A 25295-nucleotide genomic window follows, 5' to 3' on the forward strand; every position below is an offset into this window, starting at 1 on the left:
GCAAATCACTTGTAAAACGATGATGTAAGAAGACAGTACATTTTTGGAACATATGCCGGAGCATCCGATCGTATTTAATCTAATCTTTCAAAGCTCACAACTGGGTGATATTTACACGATACTGCTCATGCTAGATCAGCAGGGCGATTTCAGCCAACCGTATTATTTTGAACGTGAGATGTGCCAGATTAAAAAATATAACTATGTGCATCCTTGAAAAATCAATTACGGCTTTGATCGGCCCCTCCGGTTGCTAGAAATCAACCTTGTTGCGAACGATAAATCGAATAAATGATCAAGATCAGGATATGAGAGTGGAGGGAGGCATCCAGATTTCGGGATATTTAATCTTTAATAAAGAGATACGAGCAAATGTCGCAATGGAAATGGTTCTTATTCTCCTATAATCGAAATGAAGTCCATATAGCTGCACATCCAGTGATACTACGGTTTATAGAACCGTCGCTGCCCTAAGCAAAAGTAACAAAGCCTGACGGATTCATATCCGCCAGGCTTTGTTCAATTAAGAGCCGTAAACCTCGAAATCGAATATTGAATAACCGTATACGGTCCCTCTAGCAGTACACAGCACTCTGACGTAACGTCCGCTATTTGCGGTAAATGTAATATCGTCAATAGAACCATTACCGGTCGTTGTTACGTAAGTATCCGTCCATGTTGTTGCGTCGTTAGACACCTGAACTTTGTAGCCTTTAGCGTAAGCATCTTCCCAATTTAACTTGACGCGGTTCACACTTTGGGTTGCACCCAGATCGACGTAAATCCATTCATTGTTGCTTCCTTCCATGCTCGCCCAACGGGTAGTGGAGTTGCCGTCTGTTGCCTTGGAAGCTTCAAATCCTGCACCTTCGATAGAGCTGGCTACCGCTGTCTTACCTAGCGCAAGGTTGGTGTTGTCAGGAGAAGTTGCACTTGTAGTTGCTGTTGCGGTATTGCTGTTAGCAGACAGGTTGCCTGCGGCATCGACAGCTTTCACCGTAAAGCTGTAAGCTGTCGATGCGGTAAGTCCGGTATCGCTGAAGGATGTGTCTGTAGGTGCGCCTACTTCCACGCCGCCACGGAAAACCCGATAGCCTGTTACACCGACATTATCTGTGGAAGCAGTCCAACTCAGATTAATTTGGCTGCTTGAAGCTGCTGTTGCGGTCAGATTCGTTGGATCCGAGGGAGCTTGTGCATCCGCTGCACTGTAGGTAGGCTTCCACCAGTTCCCCGAGATGAACAGTAGGTTCAGCATGTTAAAGGAGTCGCTAAAGTAACTTTCCTTTTTGTTCTTCATCCAGTCCCAACCGGCATTGACCCAAGCTTGATGCGTGCTGGTAGTCGTCGCTGCGGAGATGAAAGGCGCTACGAATACCGCTGTTGCATAAGTACCGCGATTCGAACCGTTCAGTTGGTAACCGTCCTTCACATTGTTCGGATTGTTGCCTGTTTTTCCTTTGATCCATACCACCATTTTATTAGCGATATCCTTACCGCGGGTATCTCCGTACAAGGCGTAATCCATTACGATCCGAAGTGGTACACGGCTTGCATTGTAGTTGTATTCATTTGTTTCAGGGAACTCTTCCAAATAGTTTGGGGGAGCCGGCTTAGGCGGGTTGCCTACCACGAAGTCCGATATCAGACCTGTGCTAGACGAATAAGCTGCTGTAAATTGGCTGTATACGTTATACAGATTGTTGATGACATTTAGCCAAGTTGAATCTCCAGTTACTTCATTGAAAGCCCGTAGATGGCTGAGCATCCAGTCGGAGGGACGGGTATTCAAGGCGCTCTTCGTATCCCAGTCACCAAGGTTCAGCCTGTTGTTAGTTGTCACATTGCTAAGCTTAATAGCGCCAATCATCTTTTTGGCTTCAGCCAAATAATTGATCGTTCCGGTCGAGCCCCATTGGCGATCAGCTAGAATAAGGGAGTAAGCGATATCGAGGTCCCCGTCTGTTGCCGAACCGAAGTGCCCTTGAGCCCCAGTACTATCTGCTACTACCCATCCCATCAGGTTCGGGTTGTTAGAGCTCTTGAACGCTCTAGCCGTTTTGAACAAACCGTCATAGATTGTTCTGGAATTCGTATCGTAACCGGCCATAAGCACGGTAATGACCATACCGTATCCTTGGCCTTCCGATGTGCCTAGCGGATCGAAGCCGTCCGCTTCGCCAGTAATGTCACCTTTTACATAGTATCCTCCAGGCAGCGAGGACAGGTTGTTTTTAAGATAAGTAGCCTTCCAGTAGTCATAGTAGGAAGCTACAGAACTATTCAACGAGGATTGACTGACGTGGTTTGGTTTAATGATACCCGGATAGCTGACTTGTTGAGGAAACGGTTTCAATTCACCCGCTCCATGAGCTTTTGGTTGAAGCGGTGCAGGTGCGGCTAATGTCGATAGAAGCATAACCGCCGAAAGCATAACAAGTAACATCACTTTCATTGTGCCTGAGGTCGATTTCAATGAGTACATAAAAATTCCTCCTTAAGTGATGGTTAGTTTAATTAACGTCAATGAATCCTCCTTCCCTTTAGACTGATCTCCAAAGTAACACGCTTAGCAATAAGTGATATTTATGTCTATAAAGTTTAAGCGCTTTAACTTTAGGGTGGAAGTGACATTTACTTATATGCTGAAAAAGATTTGGAGATACGTGCTTCCTTAGGGAATCATCGCATCCTCAACGTTACTATTAACACTTTCATTGTGCCCGAGGTCGATTTCAATGAGTGCACAAAAATTTCTCCTTAAGTGACGGTTTTTAATTAACGTCAATGAATCCTCCTTCCCTATAGTCTGATCTCCAAAGTAACACGCTTAACAATAGATGTTATGTAAGCCTATAAAGTTTAAGCGCTTTAACTTTAGGGCGGAAGTGACATTTGACTTATATGCTGAAGAGATTTGAAGATATGCGCTTCAATAGGAAATCATCGCATCCTCAACGTCACTTTTCACCTATAGGTAGAAATTGCTAACCCAGCAGCATTACTTATGCTCAAATGTATCACAACTATTTTCGCCGTGTCTAGGTGTTTGTGAATAAAATTTAAAAATTAATATCCATAAATAAAAGCGTTTACACCAAACGACAGTTCCTTTATATGATATTGATCCCCTAGCACACGCTTAAAAGCGATCCAGGACTGCTTTTTATAAGTCAAATTTGTTCTAATTCAGTCTAAATAAGCGCTTACATTAGGGGTTAGCTAAACTTACAATTATGTCTAACCATTTAAATTTGGGAACTTCTCCTACAATGGCGACGAATTTAACTGTTATAGACTTTCTATCAAAGTCAGGTTGAATATTGGAAAGGGGGGGCGTCATGGGGATTACAAGATCAAAACCAATAGTGATTATCTTGTTTACCGCTCTGATTGTTCTTGCTTTACTCATGTTGGGCTTAACTAACAAAAAGGCGGAGCTGCCTGAAAACTGGATATTTACAGTAGATGGATATGCCGTAACAGAGGAAGAATTTCATTTCTATGTAACAGAGCAAAGAGCTGTAACAGCAGACTATTTCTTCAGAACTTATGGGGCTCAAGTAGATGAGGGCTTCTGGACACGTAAATACGGCAAAAATCATGAAACCCCCTCTGAATACGCCAAAAATTCTGCGATGACTGCATTGCTAAAAACCAAGCAGGAGCAATTTATTGCAGATGAGCGGGGGATCGCCCCTTATAAAAGCTTTGATGAGCTAGAATCCGACATGGATGATGAAAATGTTAAGCGAGCTAAGATGGATGATTCAGGAGAGACATACTATGGGCTGCCTCAGTTTGAGTTATATCAATACATGCAATATTTAAGTGGCGCCCGTTGGCCGGATTTGGTAGAAACCCAGGTTAAGAAAACGAAAATGAGCAACGCGGAGTTACAAGTTGAGTATGCATCAAAAAGTGCGGAATATACTCGTGTTGCTGATAAATTAACGGCTGCGTTAGCGACAACGGGGCAGGCCAAGGAAGAGAAAGTGCTAAATCGTTTGGATATATCCAAAGAAGATACCGAGTCTCTTAAGTTCTGGGAGTCATTAGCTGCTGCTTCTGTAGGTGAGACAGTAATCGGTAAATATATGGACGAGGATGTCATTGCCACATTAATCACAAAACCGGAAATCACCAAGCTTAAACTGGAAGAAGTGAAAGATTCCATTATATACGAATGGGCGGAATCTGACTTGCGAGCGTTAATTACAAATACGAATAAATTGAAGATCGTGTATAACGGTAATCGATTCAGTGAATTAGTAGTGAACTAGAATAGTTAGTTTTTAAGTTTATAAAAATCTATGTCTATTGAGATTTCCATAGATACAGATTTTTTATAAAGTATAAATTTATTAATTTCAAAGGGAGGAAATTTTGGAATGATACGATCGAAATGGATGCAAAAAGCTTTGTCGATAGTTACGGCAACAACGTTGGCATTCCCTGGTCTGTTCGGCTTGGCGCCTTCATCTGAAGTATCAGCTGCGGGAGGGGGCGAATCTTTTGACTCCGTTGTACTAGAATTGACACAAGCCGCAGGTCAGGCAGGCAGGGTAAATCTTTCCTATAAAGGTTCGCCTTTAAGCAGTCTGGTTAAAGGACCGGTTATTGACGAGGTAAGTTATGATTCCAGCAATTCGCATCTTTTAACTGTTAATAATCAGGGTAACATTACTTTATCTAACGGTTATACATTTGCGTCGCCAGGTGCCCCGGGCGTCCCGGTGACAATCACGGCCACGGCAGGTTATTACCCTGACTCAGAAGTGTTATTCATGGAGGACTTCGAGAACAACAATGGTCCGATGACATCTATGAGCAAATTAGGCTCGTCCTTCACGCTGTCCGATGCACAGTCCCGCTCTGGATTGAAAGCGATTACACCATCGGATGATACGAATAATGAAAAGGTAGCCCAAGACGTGGCATTGCCGGCTGGCAGCAATTATAAGATGACGGCATGGTATTTTGACCCGTATCCTAATGAGGAGAAGACTGCGACGGATAGAACGCAATTTGCTATTGTAGATGGCAAAAATGCCACCTTTGCCGGGACATTCTATCAAAGTTCAGAGGCTGATGTTATTCATAACCCGACGAAATATACTTGGGCTTATGAACCATCATCAGCGGGTACAGCAGGCAACCGTTGGAAAGATAGCGGGGCTTTACGTTCCACAGGCTGGCATAAATTCGAGTGGCTTATTACACCGAATGGTGCGACGTTACAAATAGACGGAACATTAATATCCGATTCAGCGCAAAGTGATATTTACAAAGCTATGAAGAGCGGTACAACCATTCAGCCTAAAATAGCTGGAGGATGGAATAGCCAGTCAGGGAACAAAGCTTATATTAAAAATAAACATCTAATTGACGATTTTTATGTTGTAAAAGATGTGGCTACAACAACAGGTACCAGAACATTAACAGTGAATTTGGTACCTCCCGGCGGATTGCCAAATTTAGAAATAATCACTCAGCCAACAAGGGCAGAAGTGAAACAAAGTGAGACAGCAACATTTAGCATTACGGCATCAGCCGCTGCTACTGCTTATCAATGGTATGTATCTGATGACGAGACTGGCTTGAGCGGGACAAAAGTCAGCGGAGCTGATAAGGCAGTATTAACACTTTCCAATGTGGACGCAGCTTCACAACAAGGCAATTTTTATTATTGCGAAGTCTCCTCGGCAGAGGGAGTTGTGGTGAAATCCCATGCTGTACCGTTGTTGATAACCACCAATACGCAGGTGAATGCACCAATTAATCCAACGCTTGACTCGGATACGGGTATTTATAATGGCGCTTCCAATTACGGCGATACCCTTGTAACACTGTTCAAAGACGGTGGACCTGTTGGTTATTATTTATCGAAAAATGGGGGGCCCGACCAGCCTAACAATCATGAAAGGCATCATGTTCTGCCCTATGCAAGGGCACTGGGAGTGGGCAACTACACTGTTACAGCTATTGTCATAAATAATGCGGGAGATATCAGTGAAGAAGTTGCAGCATCCGGAATATTGAAAATCGAGAAATTGCCTACACCGGCAAATGCCAGATGGAACGGCACATACGCTACATGGGATCGCGTCGCTAACGCATCTGCCTATTCGGTTCAACTCTTCAGTAATGGAGTGGTTAATGGAAGCCCGATTGCAGCGACAAGCAATGATACGGCTTTGTCTCCGACTTTAAACGATACCTTTAAAGTAAAGGCAAACGGCAACGCAACGTCACGATTCTTGGACTCTGATGAATCAGGGGAGAGTGCACAATATTCAGCGAACATTGCGCTAATTCGCCAGAACGATACATTACGGGCAGGAGATAGAACGCGGTTAATTGTTGACACAGCTGATGTGTTCGTTGCTGATAACATCAGCTTCAGTCCGGCGGATCAAGACAAGAATAAGATTGAAGTTGATGATGCCGGATTCGTGACGGTTAAGAAAGGTTATATTCCGACAGGGAACGAAGAAGTTACTGTACATGTGAGCGTTGATTACTTCAATACGGCTAACACTAAATTTTATGATGGATTTGAAGGGGAGAAGAAATTTTCAAATGGTGCGAACGGATATATTCACAGCGATGTGATGTCCCGTACCGGAGGAAAGGCCGCGACATCAAGCGGCGCCGGTCAGGTGGCGACTGTTCCAGGTCCCTATAATTACGCCCCTGCAACCGGTAAGACAACAATCGTAACTGCTTGGTACTATGATGATGGCAGAGCGGCTTCCAATGACCACGCTGTCTTTGGCTTAACCCCATCGTCCAATGAACATATCGCAATAAATTATGGCAATGGAGATGGTGACTGGACGGCAAATCTGACCAATTACGCAGTCAGACCTGGTTCATCCGGGAGATTCTATCCTGTAGATGTCCAGCGAAGTGAAGGCTGGCATAAATTTCAATGGTTCGTTACATCAACAGGAACAACCTATAAAATCGATGGACAAGACATTCAAAGGCAAACAACAGATGGCGGAAATTTTGATACTCCAGTTAAGAACAATATTTCCAAGATCGATGCATTGCAGCTTGCTACGAACTGGGGCAACAAGCCAGGAACGGTTAAGGATATACAGAACAGGCATTTTATCGATGACGTATATGTTATCGATAGTGGAATAACAGCCCAAACCGGAACAGCTTCTATTACGCTAAAGCTCTTGCCTAAAGAGTATAGTCACTTGGAAGACAGCACATATGTTATGGGTCTGGACGACTATAATATCACCGTAAATCCTGATTTAGCAGATCTAGCTGGAGTGGAGATCGGCGCTGTAACACTGCAGCGGGATGTGGATTATACGGTTAGCGGTAATGTATTGAAAATTAACAAAGAATCATTCGCAAGAAATAATATCGTACCGGGGAAATATACCGTTAGACTTGATCTGTATCCTGCCGAAATCACATTCGAGTTGAACATTGTACCCCTTGAAGTCCGTGATTATTATTTCTCCAATAACGGTGACGATCATGCAGATGGACGCACACCGGCTACAGCATGGAAATCAATCTCCAAAATTAATGAATATGTATTTATGCCAGGTTCAACCATTTATCTGGATGCAAATAGCGTATGGAATGAACAAATCAGACTGCGTGGCAATGGTGAGGAAGGAAATCCGATTACGCTTACAAAATATAATACGACCGACCCTAACCAACGCCCGGTAATTAATGGTGGAGGAACAGCGTCGAGCCCATCTGGCATTTCCTTAAACGGTACCATTGAGTTATATGACGTTAACTATTGGATTGTCAGTGGAATTGAAGTAACGAACATCGGCAATGCGGCAGGTGACGGCCGTTCCGGTATCGCTGTAATGTCACGGATTTCCAAGCTGGGACAAGGACAGTTTAATATTCAAGATTATGCTGATGCTCGTATGCAAGGAATCGTCATTCGAGATAACTATGTTCATGATGTTAATGGGCTGCACCAAGCAAATGGAGCAAGTAAGGTATCCGGCGGCATCATTATTAATGGTTATGTAGATATATTGGTTGAAGGCAACAAAACCCTTCGTTGTGATAACGAAGGTATTCGCAATAATGCCTACGGGCCAAGCAATCCAGGGACTAATAACACAGGCATTACTTGGAGTAACTCAAGCTATCCTTGGGCATCCAACGCTGTGTTTAGAAACAACTGGGTTTCTAGTTCGGTTGGAGATGGCATTGTTATGTCCGGCGGGAACAACTCCCTTGTGGAACGAAATGTGGTCACAGACAACGGTTATAGCTATTTAAGCGATAAGAGCGGCAATCTGGTTACGAACTGGGGTCCAAATAATACAACACCAACATATCTAGGTTCGCAAAACTATGCAGCAGCGTGGATTATGGCAAGTAAAGGCACCATCTTCCGCTATAATGAAGCTGTGGATAACCCTTATCATGCAAGTAATGACGGTATGGCTTGGGACATTGACAACTATTGTCAGGACAATGTGTATGAATACAATTACAGCCGAAATAACTATGGTGGTTGGTACTTACAGATGAACGCTGCCAAGGGCAATATCGTTCGTTATAATATTAGCGTGAACGACGGCCGCAGCCCGGATTTTAACAAGAGTTTTAACAGTCTAATATTGCTTGCAGGAGGTTCTTCAACGAGCGAGGAATTAAGTGGCTTATACTATAACAATGTTATCGTCACACCATTGAAGAATAGCAGTTCGTTAGTATTTGACCCGACAGCCTCCAACTTGCACATTTATTTCCAAAATAATATATTTGCCTACACTGGGGCAAACAACCAGGTTGGTCTGAAAGGCGGGGGAACATCAGCTCCATTTGCAGCCGGACGTTTTACGAACAACATTGTATATCCGGCTAATCTTTTTGGCAGCATGAACGCAGGTGGAGGCGGATATCTAGGTGCAGGCGTAACAGCAACAGACAACCGCTATGTAACGGAAGAGGAACTAAATTCTATATTAAATGATTATAAATCTGCGCCGGAACATTGGATTACCAACAGCGGAACAGTGGATGCCAAGCTTGATTACAGTGCGATGAACGGGTTCCGTCTTGCTGATGGTAATAACCTGGCCTATGGTGCAGGTGCCGAGATTGTAAGCCCATATGTGGATCGGGCGAACGCTCTGCCTCATATGACGGAGAGAACAGACTTCTTCGGCAATCCACTTAGCGGAAGAACGCCTTCCATCGGCGCGCACAACCCTTATGCGGTAACTTTTGATTCCAATGGTGGCAGCGAAGTTGCGATGAAGTTCGCTGATATGGGCGGGACAATTACCGAGCCAACAGCGCCAACAAAAGAAAAAACTGTTTTCGGCGGTTGGTATCAAGATACAGGATTAAACGATGCCTGGAATTTCGTTGCTGATCCTGTTACAAGGGATATTGGATTATATGCGAAATGGGTTGAAGATGCAGGTACGTCACCAACGATTACGACGAATTCGCTTGCGGATGGCAAGGTCGGACAACCTTATTCGGCAGTTCTTACGACTGAAGGCGATAAGCCTATCAAATGGGCCGTTGTAGAGGGTCAATTACCATCAGGATTGAGCTTGGATGAAGATGCAGGTGTTGTCTCTGGTACACCGGATCAGTGGGGTCAATTTACGTTCAAAGTTCAAGCAAATAATGACGCAGGCAGTGACACAAAACCGTTCAATATAGTGATCACTGAAGATGTCTCAGTTGACACAGCTCCGAGGATTATCACTAAGAATTTGCCAAACGGCAAAGTTGGACAACCGTATACGGTAACACTAGCGGTATATGGCAGCGAACCGATTACTTGGAAGGTCCAGGGAGGTGATTTGCCAGTAGATTTGAACCTAGATGAAGCAACAGGCGTTATCTCGGGTACGTCTCAAGAGACAGGATATTACGAATTCACGGTTGCAGCAACGAATGACTTTGGTATAGATGAGCGAGTATTGAGCATCGAGATTGAAGAGGAAAAGCCAGTTATTACAGCTCCAGAGATTATCACTAAGAATCTGCCAAACGGCAAAGCTGGACAACCGTATACGGCAACATTAGCGGTATATGGCGACGAGCTGGTTACTTGGACAGTGAGTGATAATTATTTACCTGTTGGATTGAATTTAGAAGGAGCTAAGGGTGTTATTTCAGGTGTGCCTACTGAAGCGGGAACGTACAAATTCACTGTTACGGCTTCCAATCATGCTGGCATGGATACGACAGAGTTAACTATCGTAATTACTGCAAATGACAACGGCGGCAATAATGGCAATAACAATGGCGGAAGTTCAGGTGACCAAAGCAGTACGCCGACTCCTTCGCCAGAGTTATCAGTAGCGGAGCGTATTGATGCTACAATCAAAGAGCAGCTGAAGAAGGGCAATTCCATTGCATTGACGATGTCAGCCGGAAAAGATGAGCTTGAGATTCAAAGCGATACGATCGGTGCGATTATTAAAGCTGACAAACCGCTAATCGTTACGAATGACACCTTATCTGTGGAATTGTCCGCTGAATTGTTGAAGCAATTGAATACAGGAAAGCGGATGAAGGTTGTTATTAAACCTGTAGATGAAAGAGACGGAGCTATAGGGCGGGGATATGAATTGAAGATCTTCGCGGATGGCCGGGAAGTAACGGATTATACAGGGCTTATACCCGTAATCTTCGATCTGTCAAAAGAGAAGTTGTCGACGAACGATCTTAGCATGTTATGCGGTGTCATGCTTCGATTGAACGGTAACATGGAGCGTTTAGGCGGCAACTATGAGCATGAGACAGGTAAATTTACCTTCACTGCAAAAGGACTAGGTTATATCTTCGTTACAGCCAAGCCTGAACCTGTGAAATTGGAATTCACTATAGGAAAGACAGGATATAAATTAAACGGAATCGAAATGAGTATGGACGTTGCTTCAATGGTAGTTAAAGGCAGAACGTTAGTCCCACTGCGCTTCGTTGCCGAGAGCTTAGGAGCAAATGTAAGCTGGGATAACGTTATGAAAACCGTAATGATTACCTTGAAAGGTCAGACTTTGTCGATTAAGATCAGTGAACTTGCACCAGGAATGGATGTAGCAGCTGAACTTGTAAACGGTCGTACTATGCTCCCATTACGTTTCATTGCTGAGTATTTTGGTGCAAATATATTCTTCGATAATACTTCGAAATCTATTAGTATCATGAAGTAGTATTTCCTAAAATTAGCAGCTACGCTCGAAACCCTCTAACATGCACTGCCATGTTAGAGGGTTTTCTAGTGTGCGCCAGGCATGGACGATAACTTGGCAGTGAAAGTCCGCACGAACTATATAATTGTCTTAACTGGAAACAATTCTTTAGATTGTGTTAATCTGTCTAATAGTGAACTCGATTTAGAGAGAGGGAAGTTACTTGAAAAGAAACGTGTTATATATTGAAGATAATGAGAAAATAGGCAGTTGGGTAAAGGAAGAATTGGAACAACGAGGATTTTCAGTACAATGGCTACTTTCTGGTGAAGGAGCTGAAAAAGAAGTGAATCAGCATGAAATCGTTATTTTGGATATCATGTTACCCGGTTTAGATGGATTTACTGTGGGAAAACGATTAAAAAAGGCAGCTCCTGTTGTTCCAATTTTGTTGTTAACTGCTCGAACATCGATAGATGATAAGGTAGAAGGGTTACAATTTGCTGATGACTATTTAACGAAACCATTCCATACGGATGAATTAGTTGCTAGATTAGAAGTATTAATCCGTCGAAAGGGCGGAACACATCCCGAACGTATTTCATTAGGGAAATATATTGAAGTAGATCCAGAAGTTCAAATGGTATTTGACAAACACACAGGAGAAGAAATTATATTGACAGGGAAACAACATCATATTTTAATGTACTTCTTACGCCATCCTAATCAAGTTTTACCAAAAGAACAAATCTATGAAGCCATCTGGGAAGAAGCTTATATAACAGGTGATAAAACATTAATGGTACATATCCATCGACTGCGTCAAAAGCTGGAACGTCATCCAGACTCCCCAGAGATTATTGAAACGTTGAAGGGAATAGGCTATCGGGTGAAACTATGAAACAGACTAAATCATTATTTCGTCGTTTTCTAAAAGGACATTTTCTATTTATCTTTTTACCTCCGATCATACTTATTTTCTTATCTGCGTTCATTGAGTCTCCTTTTAATGAAGAAGAGCTGAATAAGTTAAATTATTTTTACGTTGTACTTCTTTTGTTTGGTTTTATTATTGTCGCATTTGTGGTAATCTCTTGGATTTTCTTCTTGAGACTTCGTAAACGTCTTAACCGCTTACAGGATGTCATGTCATTTTCAGCTAATCATAACTCATTTCCTAAACCAATATCTGTTCAAAGTGATCGTATGGATGAAATAGACCAGTTAGGCAGTTCTTTTAATTGGATGATTCAACAGCTTAAAGACAGTCGCAAGCGAGAACATGAAGAGGAATTGTTACGACATCGACTCATCGCGAATTTATCTCACGACTTACGAACACCGCTTACCATTTTGAGAGGACATGTCACCCGATTAAATAAAGAATCAATGAGTCTAGAAGGACAAAACTCATTATCAGAGATGAACCATACGATTACTAGAGTCGGAGAACTAATGGATGATTTACTTTCCTATACATTGCTTACATCAGGAAAACATCCTTTTGAGCCCACTTCAACAGATATTGGACGTTTAGTAAGAGCATCTGTTGCTGCGTGGTATCCTGTATTTGAAGAAAAAGAAATCCAGATCGAGGTTGATTTACCGACAGAGGCGACTTTTTATTGGGAAGCAGATCCTAAATGGATGACACGGGTTCTTGATAATTTATTTCAGAATATTCTTCGACATGCAGCAGAGGGGAAATTTGTAAGCATTGGGGTTGATGTAGAAAAAGAACAGATCATTGTTGCAGACAGAGGTCCAGGTATGGATAACTCATCCTATGAGCGTGGGGCGGGGATTGGTTTATCGACTTCAAATTATATGTTAAAAAAAATGAAACTGAAAGCTGACTTTACATCAAATGAAGATGGCACAAGAGTAGCTATTGGTAGAGAGAGCTTAACCTAAAGTTAACCCAGAAGTAAATAGCAGGATAACCGAGATGTAACTTTGCTTCTTTATAATTAGAACCATAACAGAAGGGAAGTGTTATGGTTGCTTACAATTAATAACTTAGTCAAACATCGCGGAACTGTGGAAATCTTATCAGGTATCAGTTTTAAAGCTAGACCTGGTAGAGTAACTGGTTTTTTAGGTCCAAATGGGGCAGGTAAAAGCTCTACGCTTCGTATCCTGCTTGGGTTAGATCGTGCCACCTCAGGGAGTGCGCTAATCAATGGAAAGCCATTCGCAGAACTACATAATCCTATAGCAACAGTAGGTGCCGCACTTGATGGATTTGGAGCTCATCGTATGCGAACAGGACGGGCACACTTGCGTTGGATTGCTCGTGCCGCAGGATTGTCTAACTCACGTGTCGAGGAAGTTTTGGAAATAGTAGGTCTTACTAATGCCGCTGGAAAAAGAGTTGGGAAGTATTCTCTTGGTATGGGGAGAAGACTTGGAATTGCAGCTGCGCTGCTTGGTGATCCAAAAATATTGATTTTAGATGAGCCCGTAAACGGGCTCGACCCAGAAGGAATTCGTTGGATTCGGACATTTTTACGTGAACGTGCTAAGTCTGGAAATACGGTGTTATTATCCAGTCATCTAATGGGAGAGCTTGCAGAGACCGTTGATGATGTGGTGATTATTAAGCATGGAACCATCGTTGCAGATGGAACTTTGGAAGAAGTAATAGGTAACTATTCCACGCTGGAGGAAGCCTTTTTTGCCCTGACATCTGAAAATGCAGGTGATGTTGTATGAGGGCATTCAACGCGGAACTATCTAAATTGATCTCCCTGCCAGGCATTTGGCTAGCCTTACTTATTGGAGCATTTGCTCCGGCAGCCATTGCTGCTTTGGACAGCATAGCACAAAAAGAGGAGATTATAGCTGGAGTTAGCACACGGCTATCGGAAGTTGGCTATATCGGGTTAGCTCTTGGTGTGCAAGGTGTTATTATTCTTGGTGTGCTTGCTGTCAGCAGTGAGTATTTGACAGAGAGCAGTGAATCAGGTGGAGGACAACAGATTACAACGAGTTTAACAGTTGTTTCATCCCGTCTTCATTTTTTGCTGGCAAAAGCAGGCGCTGTGACTGTGATCAGCATACTGCTTTGTATTGTTGCTATTATGACAACTGTGTCTGTAACGCATCTTATTCTTGGTGAATATGCCCCTGCATTTGAATGGTCCAGACTTATCGGTGCCATTTGTTACTGGACATTCACTGCTCTTTTAGCACTTGGAATTACTTTGCTAACTAAGAATGGCATCATCCCGCTTGCAGTGCTCATAATAAATTCATCCGTTGTATCATTTAGTGTCCTGTTATATAGGGTTACAAAGTTGGCGTTTTACTTACCAGATAGGGCTGGCGCTGAAATGTTTATGTTTACGGACAACACGTCAACAGGCAGTTTATTCGACAGGTTTCACACCCCCTTCACAGGCGGTTTAGTCATGTTTGCCTGGGTAGTCGTTGTTTTCATTGTTGCAGCTATTGTATTCCATAGGAGGGACGTTGCAGCATGAGTGTCTCATCTAGTAGAAAGATAACACAAATCCTTGGTGCTGAACTGGATAAATTAGTTACATTACCATTGATAGGGCTCACTCTTATGGTTACATTCATACTTAATTTAGGTTTAGCCGCAGCTTTTACTTCTGTTGATCTACAAGAGGCAGCAGGAACGCAAAATATACTGAATACAGGACTTTCTTCTATGGGATATCTTCAAGCAGGGTTTATTATTCTTGGTATATTAACTACTTGTTCGGAGTATACAGGGGGACAGATTCGAACTACTTTAACTACGATACCTTGGCGAGGGTTTCAATTATCCACGAAGTATTTGGCCTTGGCCATTATAACCATTCCTGCGGCGTCTATTACTACTGCATCAGGTGTGCTATATACCTTTATCATGATGAAAGACACAGCAGTAGTGATTGAAATAGACGAAATGATAAAATCATTAGCAGGTGCAACAGGCTATCTAACTTTAACCACACTTCTCAGTGCAGCTATAGGTGCTTTATTAAGACGAACTACTCCTGCTTTAGTGGTACTGCTTGGCTATTACTTCATTGTCAGTCCATTGTCGAAAGATTTTCTACACAATACTAAATATTTTTTTCCAGATACAGCAGGTTATTATATGTTTATGCCGCCTTCCTCCGATGAAATAAATGTCCTTACACCAATGGAAGGGACAGGTATTTCCATGTTATGGACACTGGTCTTTATTACAGCAGCCATTGTACTTTACCGTAAACGAGATGCCTAACTCTGAACTAGCTGATATGATCATTTAACTAGATCAATATACAACAAACATTAATGTTTGAATAAAAGATGTTTTTGAGCAATTCAATGAATAAGTATTTCATCTAAGAACGGACACCAATATGAGTGTCCGTTTATTTTATAAATCAAAAGAATAGTCTGGATTAATGACATAGTCTAGGATTTTAATAATAGAAAATAAATGTACAAATATCGCAAAGAATCATGAGCGAAAGTTCTGCTCACTTTTTTCTGGACTGATCAGTTCAGATATGTTATATTTCAATGACGGGAGGTGTTACTTATCGCTAGGACAAAAGAATTTAACAAAGATCAAGCGCTGCATCAAGCCATGCTATTGTTTTGGAAAAAAGGATACGAAGCGGCTAGCATACCAGATTTACTAGAAGTGATGGGCATTAGCAGATCCAGCCTTTACGATACGTTTTCCGACAAGCAAACCTTGTATACAGATGCCCTTGAGCATTATAAAAAGGGGAATTTCAATAAGCAGGCTATTCTTGAACAGGCATCAAGCGTTAGAGATGGAATTCTTCAATTTTTTGAGTATCACATTGCTTCAGCATACGATACCAGCCTGCCGGGCGGATGTTTTGTTACGAATGTAGCTACAACATTAGAGTCGCCAGATGAAAAAATTAATGAGTTGATAAAGACTAGTTTTTTGGAATTAGAGCAAGCTTTTTGTGACCTTTTAGAAAAGGGCCAGCAACGGGGAGAAATTGATAAAACGACTGATATCAAAGTGTTATCTTATTTATTGCTGAATTTACATCAAAGCATAAATATTATGGCCAAAGCAGATCAGCACCCGGAACGTGCAAAAGAGATGATTAGCTTTGTAATTGCAGGAATCTAATTTTTTTTAATTATTTTGGAACGATCGTTCCGTTATCATGTTTCCCATATTATGAAGGTGATAATTGAAGAGTATATGTTAGACTATATTTTTTTTGATTATTTTGGAACGATCATTCCGTTATTGAGAAGTCCATCAAAATAAGGAGAGGTGTCTAATGAAAGTATCGTTTATTGGGCTTGGAAATATGGGGCTACCAATGGCCCAAAATCTATTGAAAGCGGGTTATGAATTAGTCATCTTTAATCGGACCCCTGAAAAAGTTGAACCCTTAATGAAACAGGGAGCACGATATGCCAAAACACCGCTAGAGGCAGTGAAAGAAGGCAATCTTGTAATTACCATGCTTTCTGATGATGCTGCTTTGAAGGAGGTCGTCGAGGGACCGAATGGTGTTCTGAATGGATTATCGGAAAATGGAATTCACATCTCTGCCAGTACAATCAGCGTAGATCTGGCTCGAAAATTATCCGTCTCGCATGCGGAGCGAAAGCAACACTTTGTGTCTGCCACGGTGATGGGGCGCCCAGATGCCGCTAAAGAAGCTAAATTGCGTATTATTTTAGCTGGTCCGGAACAAGCAAGACAACGGGTACTTCCCGTTTTAACAGCAATGAGTCAAGAGATAGTAGAGATTGGGGATCACGGCGAAGAAGGGAACGTTGTAAAAATTGGCGTTAACTTTCTAATTGCTTCAATGCTGGAAGCTTTGTCGGAAGTGCAGCTAATGGTAGAAAAGCACGGTATTGATTCGTCCCAATTTATGAATGTTGTAAATGCTCTTTTTCAGTCTCCAATATATCAGAACTATGGAGCGATCATGAGCGAACAGCGCTTTGAACCGGCCGGTTTTAAAATGAAGCTTGGGTTAAAAGATGTTGCATTGGCTATTGAGGCAGCGAAGTCCGTTCAAACTCCTCTACCTTTAGGTCAGCTTATCCACCATCACTTGTCTGAGGGAATTGCCAATGGTTATGGTGAGTTGGATTGGACGGCTTTAATCCGTTGTCTTGAGCATTCTTCTTAAGAAATTGGGTTGTCACCGATGATGTCGGACAAATCGCAAGAGAAAATATAAGGAGAGATTAACTATGGAAATAGGTGTTACTTCGTTCATAGAAACAAAGCCAGATACTGAGACCGGAGTTGTGATGAGTCACGCACAACGATTACGTGAAGTCGTCGAAGAAATCGTCCTTGCGGATCAGGTAGGACTAGATGTGTTTGGCATAGGTGAACATCATCGTGAAGATTATGCAGCTTCATCACCAGCAGTGGTGTTATCTGCTGCGGCCCCCCTAACAAAGCGGATTCGATTGACGAGTGCTGTGACGGTCCTTTCATCAGCTGATCCTGTCCGTGTGTTTCAGGATTTTGCCACGCTGGACGGCTTATCCAATGGACGTGCCGAGATTATAGCAGGCCGGGGTTCCTTTGTTGAATCCTTTCCGCTTTTTGGTTATGACCTGCATGACTATGAGGATTTATTTAATGAAAACATTGAGCTGCTTCTGAAAATACGGGAATCTGAGAAAGTAACATGGAGTGGAGGACATCGATCAGCGATAAATAATCTGGGTGTATACCCGCGCCCTGTTCAGCACTCTTTACCCGTATGGATTGGTAGCGGCGGTACTCAGGAGTCTGCCGTACGTGCAGGACTTCTGGGTCTGCCATTAGTCCTGGCGATTATCGGTGGAAACCCAACCAATTTTGCGCCGCTTGTACAACTGTATAAAAAGGCGGCAGCTCATGCCGGACATGATGTTTCGCAGCTTCAGGTAGGTTCACATTCCATTGGATTTGTTGCAGAAGATACGGAACAGGCGGCAGAACTCTTTTTTCCGTCTACCCAGTACGGTATGAATAAGCTCGGTAAAGAACGGGGGTGGGCGTACTATGATCGTTCCAGCTATGATGCTGCCCGACGCTTTGATGGTGCGTTGTATGTAGGGGATCCGGAAACAGTCGCCCAAAAAATTATCCATCTGCGTAAGCATGTAGGGATTACACGATTCATGATGTATGTTCCCTTAAGTACGATGCCGCATGAGTTGGTTATGCGGGCTATAGAACTGCTCGGTACAGAGGTTGCGCCGCGAGTACGAGAGGAAATTGCCAAGTGGGAAGCTCAAATGGGATAAGGATTATCTATGAATAAAACGTAAACGAACGAATTCATTATTTTATTTGGAGGGATTATTATGAGTATTGAACCACGTATACTACCAGAATTAAGAGAGGTTTATTCACAATTTCCAGGGTTTGAATTGGAGAAGAATTTAGAGTGGAGCAGGAGCTTAGTGTCAGCTGCATCCGTGGAAGGATCAGAGCATGTAAACACAACCAGTCGCAAAATCCCGAGGGATGGAGGCGAGATGCTGGTGAAAATTTATGAACCTGCCGGGCGAACGAATGACTTGTTACCTGCCATGCTATGGATTCACGGGGGCGGATACGTGTTAGGACATCCGGATATGGACGACGAATTATGCGAACGTTTTGTTCAGACAGCTGAATGTATTGTCGTATCGGTTGATTATAGGCTTGCTCCCGAGCATCCTTATCCGGCGGCGATCGAAGATTGTTATGCTGGATTGGTATGGATGACGGAGGAGGCAGCCTTGCTTGGCATTGATGTGAATCGGGTTGCAATTGCCGGTGCTAGCGGTGGCGGCGGACTGACAGCAGTGCTCGCGCTGATGGCGCGTGATAAAGGAGGACCCTCTCTTATTTTCCAAATGCCATTATATCCGATGCTTGACAACCGTAACATCACACCGTCCAGTCATGAGATCACAGAAGCAGGCGCAATCTGGAACCGAACAGACAACATAGCAGCTTGGAACATGTACCTGGGCGAGGAGAGCGTTGGCAGAGGAGAATCTACTTATGCAGTACCCTCGAGAGCGGAGAACTTGGCAGGTTTGCCGCCAGCCTATACTTGTATAGGTCAGCTCGATCTATTCCGAGACGAGACAATGGAGTATGTGGCACGACTTGCACAAGCAGGTGTAGATGTTGAATTCCACCTGTATCCCGGTTGTTTTCACCTTTTCGAAATTTTCGCTCCAGAAACAGAAGTGAGTCAGCGCGCTGTTCAGGGCTATATGGATGCGATGGCCCGGGCACTTCACCCTAACTAATTACTGGGACTAAAGTAAATTGCGAATACGCAGAAAAACTTGATTGGTTATTTAAGTAGAGACACGTAATTATTCGGGAAAGATTCATAAAAAAGATGAGGTTGTTGATTTTTAAAAACAGCCTCATCTTTTGTTATATATTATTGATTTTAAAAAAGGCTTAGATTACTATCGTATTGTTCATTGGAAGCTTATTTTTTCAATTTTTATTTAGATGATGCAAAACAGTTTAAATATTGATAGGGTAGGCTTATATATTTGTAGGCTACTTGATCCAAATTATATCTAGTGATAAGGAGAATACAACATGTGGGATAAAATTAAGGGTGGGCTTTACGGCTTATTGATTGGAGATGCTCTTGGTGTCCCCTATGAATTCAGATCAGCGGAGCAGCTCCCACCTCTGAAGCATATTGAGTTTACTCCTCCTGTGGGCTTTCAGCCCACCTACCGAGATGTCCCTGCAGGCACCTGGTCGGATGATGGTGCGCAGGCACTATGTCTGCTGGAGAGTCTGATCGATAAAGGTACACTGGAGCTAACTGATTTTGCAGACAAATTGGTCGATTGGTATCACGAAGGTAGATGGGCAGTAGCCCAACAAGTTTTTGATATTGGGATACAAACCAGTCGTACGCTGACTACTTATTACCATGGAATGTCCCCTTACGAGAGTGGCAATACGGTTCCTGATGGGAAAGGGAATGGAGCGCTGATGCGCGTGCTACCACTTGCCTTGTGGCATAAAGGAACAGACGAGCAGCTCGTTCAAAACGCACATACTCAATGCCTTGTAACTCATGGACATATCTGTAATCAGGTATGTTGTGCCTTGTATGTGTTAATTGCACGTGAACTGTTGCAAAAGCAAGACTTCAATCTGTGCTACCGAACTGCTCTTAGCAAGCTTCGAAAGATCTACCAGCAGATGCCTGAGCATGAACGGGAGCTTGAAGAGAACATTCAGCCTGATAAAGTATTCTATGGCGAAGGATCTGGTTATGTCGTGGATTCCTTGTTCAGTGCATGTATGATCCTCCAAACCTGCACTTCCTACGAAAATGCCGTCAAACGAGCAGTTGCCTTAGGCAACGACACGGATACAACGGCCTGTATCACAGGCGGTCTTGCGGGAATCCGATATGGCTATGAGCATATCCCTCAGCGCTGGATCAACCAGCTGCGAGAGACAGATCTGGTTGATCAACTGCTGCTCCGTCTTCAATCTGCATGAGGAGTACTAAGTTCTATTAGCATTAACTATGAGGAGGAGTGGGAATGAACGCAGCAGTACAGAGGTTTTTAAACGATGTGTGGAGCGAGATGATGACCATATATAACAAAGAGACTATAAGAATAAATGAATTCATAGGCAATCGTCCGCTTCAGGCTGGGATAAAGGATTATCTCCAAGTAGCTTGGCGTGAAGGAAAAATACATATTGATGTTGAAGAACCGCTTGATTGGACGGACAGCTCTTATGAAATCGAAGCAGGTCCTTATATCGCCGAGCTCACGGATGAATTAATTAGATCTGAACTTTACCCGGCATTATGCAAGAGAGTGGAGGAGCTTTTTTTATCAGATAAACTAGGTCCTCGTTTTTTTGATTACCGATTCCAGATCGTACTTTCCTTTGAAATGGAGGACGAAGACTTAACGCTTTGCGTGCATCTGGTAAACGAAGAGAAGCTGAACGAACTCCGCCAATCATTACAGAAGTTTATAACATCCAAAATCATGTCTGATCTTCCGGTATTGCCGAGTGTTGATGACCAGTTTTTCTTTTCTCATCACTTGATGAATCCTGATCTTTTGAAGCAGGAAGAGAATGCGGTTGGCCCATTAATAGAGCGTTTGTCCGACAAGCTCAGAAGTAATAGGGGACGCTTAGACGAATGGACTGGCCAGTATACTTCGGCTATGGATGATTGGATTCAGAATGTTTTTCTTCCTCGCCATTTTGTGCGTACAGGCAGCTTTAGAATGGATTGGATACCTAAAGAGAATATGGCGCTTATGGATCCGAATGCAGATCAACTTTCCTTTTTTGTATATACCGCTCTGCAAATTGGAAAAACGAAACCGGACATCCGGGAACAATATTTGAAACTTGCTGTCCAGCTTGGTTCAAAACGCGCAGCGGAGTATATTCAGGGGGGAAGCGGGAAATTCACTCCAGTATATAAAGGAACCCGTGTTGAAGTTGATAATAATGATGTAACCCAGAGCATTGAAGTCCGGATTTTGACCGAGGAGGAAACAGCTTATGGAGAAGCATTAGATCACATTACCGAATTGCTGCAGCAAGGATTCCCGAAGGAATATAACCTGAAGCTGAAAAGCAAACAAAAGAACTATCTTCCTCTAAAAAAAATGGCTAAATCAGGTCTTCATCAGTTTTTTGCTGGTGCACTCGCATATCCGGCTCTATATCCTAAGCTAGCTGCGTATGCGAATATCGCTATGGAGCCCTATGCGTGGTACAAGGACACAAATCCGGGTGAAAAGTCGGTCATGCCTGGTACCTATGCTGTACTCGGATTAGGATTATATAGCAAGGAATATTTTTCACTCATCTCTCGTTATATGGAGATGGTAGATACGGAGCACCAAATGATACAGGATGGTTATGCGGAGGCCTTTATTGATGCGCACGGTGTAGAGGCTGAGCTTATACCAGTCCTAGTAGACATTCTGCTAGCAGGAAATGAGGAAGCAAGATCTGTCAAAAACTTCGTGATCGATCGGGCCGAGCTAGCAGAAGTGCTGCTTCGAGAGGTGTCTCCTAAAGAAATATATGAACGGGAGCAGGTTCTATACCGGATATTCGGAAGTCGAGCAAAGCTGGAAAAAGCCGTGAAGTCAGAGCAGACGGAGCATGAGCTTAGAGTTATTCTATCAGAGCTGCTGACTCTTATAAGTTGCTGATGCTATATAGAGATAAGTGAAGCTAGGATCTGAAATAGATCTTGGCTAAAGGAGGGACACAAATGAGTAACCTAACCTCTCAAAATTGCAATCTAAATATATGGTATTACCTATCAGATGAAGTCTGGGATAAAGTAACTAATATATATGAGAGTATGCCAGGTTGGATAGGATATAAAAATGGAATTCCCTATTGGTTCGGGCAGGAAGATGATGATATTTTTATTGTGGCCTCAGTAGAGCCAAGTGGATTATCATTTTATGCACAGATGAGTAATGGTGATTGGAATTCTTGGATAGAGAGATTTAAATTGGAAGCGACAAAAGTATTAGGATTTGATGTTGGTGAACCCGAAGACGGGTTTATCTGATGTAGTGCACAATTTAATTGTGGAGATGATTTCGTGTTTCAATATAATGTGTGTTTTTTAAAGAGTGACGACCGTATCTTAATGTTGAATCGTGAAAAACCACCAATTATGGGCGTGTGGAACGGTGTTGGCGGTAAAAATGAAGTAGGCGAAAATGCTGATGATGGTGCAAAACGTGAAGTATTAGAAGAAACGGGTATTAAAGTAAGCAAATACTATTCAAAAGGTATCATTACCTGGGATAAAAATGGCGAGGAAAAAGATGGATTGTATCTGTACTTATTCGAAGTAGATAAGAATTTAGGAAATCAGCCCATGCAAATAACGAGAGAAGGTATTCTCGATTGGAAACAAATTGATTGGATATTGAACCCAAGTAATTTAGGAATTGCTGAAATGGTAGCTCAATATTTACCTGTTCTCTTAGAAAAAGAGGGTGATTATTTATTTAAGTATAAAGACGGAATAGTAAACCTTATAGAGTGAGAATTATAAAATACATACCTAAAAAAACAGTTCACCTATTGGTACGTTAGTTGAACAAGATTGGAGGAAACCCCTTTTATTAGGGGTCTTCTTTTATTTTCACACAATTAAAGTTAGTTCTGTTGAGAAGCCTTCTGGACTTCCAAACGCATACCTTACTGGCGAGGAGTTCAATTATCCCTAGAGCAAAGGGCTGATGCTTGATCCTATAACGAACCATTACAAATGAATAAGTACCTGTCTGTAGAAATAGGAAGAATTTACTTGCCCTTCGCAGGATTTTCTGTTATTTTTGATAGTAACAATATGTTATTAACAAAATGATACTAAGTAAAACTTATGTTTTTCACTCTATGAATGAGTCGAAAAAGCGGAGGGATGCAAGATGAAAAAGGTGGCGGGTAGCTGGAATCTGTTCGAAATTACGTGGTTGGTACTGTTTACCTCAATCGCTGTCGGGTTTACGGTGATAACAAAGGACTCTTTATTCGGATTTACGGTTTTTATTACTGGGGTGTTATGCGTGGTGCTTGCGGCGAAGGGCAACCTGATGAGCTATGTTTTCGGCATGTACAATACAGTCGGTTACGCTTATTTGGCCTATATTAACGGTTTGTTTGGAGAGGTTATGCTCAATCTGCTATTCTTCGTTCCAATGAATGTCATTGGCTTCTACATGTGGAAAAGTAATCGGCAAGAAGATGGTAGGCTGACCATGAGGCAGATGGATCTTAGAAGACTGCTCCTCGTTGGGATGGTCTGTGTAATCGGCTGCTTGCTCCTCGGATTTGGTCTTTCGTTCATTCCGGGACAGAACTCGCCTTACATCGATGCTACTACGACGGTGCTGTCTGTTGAGGCGACCTTCTTAATGGTTAGAAGATTCAAGGAACAATGGCTGGTCTATATCGTGCTAAATCTCTTTACGGTGCTATTGTGGGTGATTCGTATGCTGGAGGGTAGCGGAGAAGGCCTGCTGATGATCGTGATGTGGAGCGCGTATCTGGTCAACGCAGTATACGGGTACTATATTTGGAATAAAGGGGCTAAGGAGGTGGCGGCATGAAAACGCTTGGACTAACACTGGGGAAGTTTGCCCCGCTGCATAAAGGCCATCAGTTCATGATCGAGACGGCACTACAAGAAGTCGATGAATTGATCTTGGTCATTTACGAAACGACGGTCACCCCGATCCCGCTTCATGTCCGGGCAAATTGGATTCGCAGGCTCTATCCGGAAGTCCGGGTAATCGAGGCTTGGGACGGTCCGGACGGGTATTCGGATGACAGGGAGCATGAGATTCGGGAAGAACAGTATATACTCGGTTTGCTGAACGGAGAGCAAGTAACGCATTTTTACTCGAGCGAGTTCTACGGCAAACATATGAGTCTCTCTTTGGGTGCAATAGACCGGCGGGTGGATGAAGCCCGAGAGCGGGTTCCGATCTCAGCGACGATGGTCCGCTCCAATCCATATAAGTACAGGGAGTTCGTAAGTGATATCGTGTACCGGGATTTGATCACGAAAGTGGTGTTCGTTGGAGCGATGTCGACGGGGAAGTCGACGATCACCGAAGCGCTGGCACGGCGATATTGCACGACGTTCGCGAACGAATACGGACGCGATTATTGGACCGAACATCAGGTGGACCGCCGAATCGGTTTGGAAGCGTTCGATGAAATCGCGGTGGGTCATATCGAGCGCGAAGAACAGGCAATACTTGAGGCGAACCGGGTTCTGTTCGTCGATACCAATGCGATCACGACGTATATGTTCGCCCTGGATTACCACGGCTGGGCCCCAGAGCTGTTAACCCGGATCGCTCTTGAGAACGCGCAACGTTATGATCTGTTCTTCCTATGCGCTGACGATATTCCTTACGACGATACTTGGGACCGCAGTGGGGATCAGAAGCGGCATGTGTTTCATAAACAGATTATCGCGGATTTGAAGGAGCGGCGGATCCCCTATATTACGCTGCGGGGGAGCCTGGAGGAACGTATTCGCAAGGTTGATGAAGTGTTGGCAAAGTTCGAGCCCTACGGAAACTATTTCGGAGAGCTGAACGGTTAAA

The 25295-nt window shown here is 43.1% G+C and carries 19 protein-coding genes and 1 pseudogene; 18 read left to right on the forward strand and 2 right to left on the reverse strand.

Going from position 1 to position 25295, the window contains the following annotated elements; all coding sequences use genetic code 11:
- The first annotated feature begins 43 nt into the window (after positions 1 to 43).
- Complete coding sequence (locus MKZ16_RS16805; protein WP_162164256.1) at positions 44 to 217, forward strand: hypothetical protein; 174 nt, start codon at positions 44 to 46, stop codon at positions 215 to 217.
- A 306-nt stretch (positions 218 to 523) separates the two neighbouring features.
- Here the strand turns inward: MKZ16_RS16805 and MKZ16_RS16810 are convergent, their stop codons facing one another.
- The gene (locus MKZ16_RS16810) at positions 524 to 1240 is read right to left on the reverse strand and encodes a discoidin domain-containing protein (RefSeq protein WP_256715542.1); all 717 of its coding nucleotides are present in this window, start codon (positions 1238 to 1240) and stop codon (positions 524 to 526) included.
- Positions 1217 to 2365 (reverse strand): annotated as a pseudogene (locus MKZ16_RS16815) (glycosyl hydrolase family 8); the annotation flags it as partial. The gene MKZ16_RS16810 and the pseudogene MKZ16_RS16815, both read right to left, overlap by 24 nt.
- Positions 2366 to 3341: 976 nt before the next feature.
- Between MKZ16_RS16815 and MKZ16_RS16820 the strand changes: the two are divergent.
- The 17 genes from MKZ16_RS16820 to MKZ16_RS16900 all read left to right on the forward strand — a co-directional run bounded on the left by MKZ16_RS16820 (position 3342) and on the right by MKZ16_RS16900 (position 25294).
- Complete coding sequence (locus MKZ16_RS16820) at positions 3342 to 4283, forward strand: hypothetical protein (protein WP_076106666.1); 942 nt, start codon at positions 3342 to 3344, stop codon at positions 4281 to 4283.
- 108 nt (positions 4284 to 4391) lie between these two features.
- Positions 4392 to 11189 carry a stalk domain-containing protein gene (locus MKZ16_RS16825; RefSeq protein ID WP_339814290.1) on the forward strand — a complete coding sequence of 2266 codons (6798 nt, stop codon included), beginning with the start codon at positions 4392 to 4394 and terminating at the stop codon, positions 11187 to 11189.
- Between the two features lie 202 nt (positions 11190 to 11391).
- A complete protein-coding gene (locus MKZ16_RS16830; RefSeq protein ID WP_076106672.1) occupies positions 11392 to 12069 on the forward strand; it encodes a response regulator transcription factor in 678 nt (225 codons plus the stop codon).
- Complete coding sequence (locus tag MKZ16_RS16835) at positions 12066 to 13082, forward strand: HAMP domain-containing sensor histidine kinase (RefSeq protein WP_076106675.1); 1017 nt, start codon at positions 12066 to 12068, stop codon at positions 13080 to 13082. Before MKZ16_RS16830 ends, MKZ16_RS16835 begins: the two co-directional genes overlap by 4 nt.
- A gap of 87 nt (positions 13083 to 13169) precedes the next feature.
- Positions 13170 to 13883 carry an ATP-binding cassette domain-containing protein gene (locus MKZ16_RS16840; protein WP_076106677.1) on the forward strand — a complete coding sequence of 238 codons (714 nt, stop codon included), beginning with the start codon at positions 13170 to 13172 and terminating at the stop codon, positions 13881 to 13883.
- On the forward strand, positions 13880 to 14653 hold the full coding sequence (locus MKZ16_RS16845; protein ID WP_076106680.1) for an ABC transporter permease: 774 nt from the start codon (positions 13880 to 13882) through the stop codon (positions 14651 to 14653). The genes MKZ16_RS16840 and MKZ16_RS16845 overlap by 4 nt, the downstream gene beginning before the upstream one ends.
- Positions 14650 to 15408: an ABC transporter permease gene (locus MKZ16_RS16850; protein ID WP_076106682.1), complete on the forward strand. Its 759-nt coding sequence runs from the start codon at positions 14650 to 14652 to the stop codon at positions 15406 to 15408. Before MKZ16_RS16845 ends, MKZ16_RS16850 begins: the two co-directional genes overlap by 4 nt.
- Positions 15409 to 15702: 294 nt before the next feature.
- Positions 15703 to 16287 (forward strand): TetR/AcrR family transcriptional regulator, encoded by a 585-nt coding sequence (locus MKZ16_RS16855; RefSeq protein WP_232061372.1) that lies wholly within the window; start codon positions 15703 to 15705, stop codon positions 16285 to 16287.
- Positions 16288 to 16444: 157 nt separating this feature from the next.
- A complete protein-coding gene (locus tag MKZ16_RS16860; RefSeq protein WP_076106684.1) occupies positions 16445 to 17314 on the forward strand; it encodes an NAD(P)-dependent oxidoreductase in 870 nt (289 codons plus the stop codon).
- 64 nt (positions 17315 to 17378) lie between these two features.
- A complete protein-coding gene (locus tag MKZ16_RS16865; RefSeq protein ID WP_076106687.1) occupies positions 17379 to 18431 on the forward strand; it encodes an LLM class flavin-dependent oxidoreductase in 1053 nt (350 codons plus the stop codon).
- 60 nt (positions 18432 to 18491) lie between these two features.
- On the forward strand, positions 18492 to 19433 hold the full coding sequence (locus MKZ16_RS16870; protein WP_076106689.1) for an alpha/beta hydrolase: 942 nt from the start codon (positions 18492 to 18494) through the stop codon (positions 19431 to 19433).
- Positions 19434 to 19740: 307 nt separating this feature from the next.
- Positions 19741 to 20667: an ADP-ribosylglycohydrolase family protein gene (locus tag MKZ16_RS16875; protein ID WP_036677031.1), complete on the forward strand. Its 927-nt coding sequence runs from the start codon at positions 19741 to 19743 to the stop codon at positions 20665 to 20667.
- A 44-nt stretch (positions 20668 to 20711) separates the two neighbouring features.
- Positions 20712 to 22364 carry a DUF6138 family protein gene (locus tag MKZ16_RS16880; RefSeq protein WP_076099113.1) on the forward strand — a complete coding sequence of 551 codons (1653 nt, stop codon included), beginning with the start codon at positions 20712 to 20714 and terminating at the stop codon, positions 22362 to 22364.
- A gap of 62 nt (positions 22365 to 22426) precedes the next feature.
- Positions 22427 to 22735, forward strand: a complete 309-nt coding sequence (locus MKZ16_RS16885) for a hypothetical protein (RefSeq protein WP_036677026.1) — start codon at positions 22427 to 22429, stop codon at positions 22733 to 22735.
- A gap of 33 nt (positions 22736 to 22768) precedes the next feature.
- Entirely contained in the window at positions 22769 to 23221 is a 453-nt protein-coding gene (locus MKZ16_RS16890; RefSeq protein WP_076106692.1) for an 8-oxo-dGTP diphosphatase, read from the forward strand.
- A 385-nt stretch (positions 23222 to 23606) separates the two neighbouring features.
- Positions 23607 to 24287, forward strand: a complete 681-nt coding sequence (gene pnuC / locus MKZ16_RS16895; protein ID WP_076106694.1) for a nicotinamide riboside transporter PnuC — start codon at positions 23607 to 23609, stop codon at positions 24285 to 24287.
- On the forward strand, positions 24284 to 25294 hold the full coding sequence (locus MKZ16_RS16900) for an AAA family ATPase (protein ID WP_076106696.1): 1011 nt from the start codon (positions 24284 to 24286) through the stop codon (positions 25292 to 25294). Before pnuC ends, MKZ16_RS16900 begins: the two co-directional genes overlap by 4 nt.
- Position 25295: the final 1 nt, after the last annotated feature.

It is taken from the genome of Paenibacillus sp. FSL R5-0928, assembly GCF_037970385.1.
In the GTDB taxonomy this organism is placed as follows: Bacteria; Bacillota; Bacilli; order Paenibacillales; family Paenibacillaceae; genus Paenibacillus_AQ; species Paenibacillus_AQ odorifer.

What these genes read in the sequence shown, in the direction of transcription:
- MKZ16_RS16870 (WP_076106689.1), top strand. Translation starts at nt 18,492, where the DNA reads ATGAGTATTGAACCACGTATACTACCAGAATTAAGAGAGGTTTATTCA.
- MKZ16_RS16880 (WP_076099113.1), top strand. Translation starts at nt 20,712, where the DNA reads ATGAACGCAGCAGTACAGAGGTTTTTAAACGATGTGTGGAGCGAGATG.
- MKZ16_RS16885 (WP_036677026.1), top strand. Translation starts at nt 22,427, where the DNA reads ATGAGTAACCTAACCTCTCAAAATTGCAATCTAAATATATGGTATTAC.
- MKZ16_RS16825 (WP_339814290.1), top strand. Translation starts at nt 4,392, where the DNA reads ATGATACGATCGAAATGGATGCAAAAAGCTTTGTCGATAGTTACGGCA.
- MKZ16_RS16850 (WP_076106682.1), top strand. Translation starts at nt 14,650, where the DNA reads ATGAGTGTCTCATCTAGTAGAAAGATAACACAAATCCTTGGTGCTGAA.
- MKZ16_RS16845 (WP_076106680.1), top strand. Translation starts at nt 13,880, where the DNA reads ATGAGGGCATTCAACGCGGAACTATCTAAATTGATCTCCCTGCCAGGC.
- MKZ16_RS16860 (WP_076106684.1), top strand. Translation starts at nt 16,445, where the DNA reads ATGAAAGTATCGTTTATTGGGCTTGGAAATATGGGGCTACCAATGGCC.
- MKZ16_RS16900 (WP_076106696.1), top strand. Translation starts at nt 24,284, where the DNA reads ATGAAAACGCTTGGACTAACACTGGGGAAGTTTGCCCCGCTGCATAAA.
- MKZ16_RS16835 (WP_076106675.1), top strand. Translation starts at nt 12,066, where the DNA reads ATGAAACAGACTAAATCATTATTTCGTCGTTTTCTAAAAGGACATTTT.
- MKZ16_RS16865 (WP_076106687.1), top strand. Translation starts at nt 17,379, where the DNA reads ATGGAAATAGGTGTTACTTCGTTCATAGAAACAAAGCCAGATACTGAG.
- MKZ16_RS16820 (WP_076106666.1), top strand. Translation starts at nt 3,342, where the DNA reads ATGGGGATTACAAGATCAAAACCAATAGTGATTATCTTGTTTACCGCT.
- pnuC (WP_076106694.1), top strand. Translation starts at nt 23,607, where the DNA reads ATGAAAAAGGTGGCGGGTAGCTGGAATCTGTTCGAAATTACGTGGTTG.
- MKZ16_RS16875 (WP_036677031.1), top strand. Translation starts at nt 19,741, where the DNA reads ATGTGGGATAAAATTAAGGGTGGGCTTTACGGCTTATTGATTGGAGAT.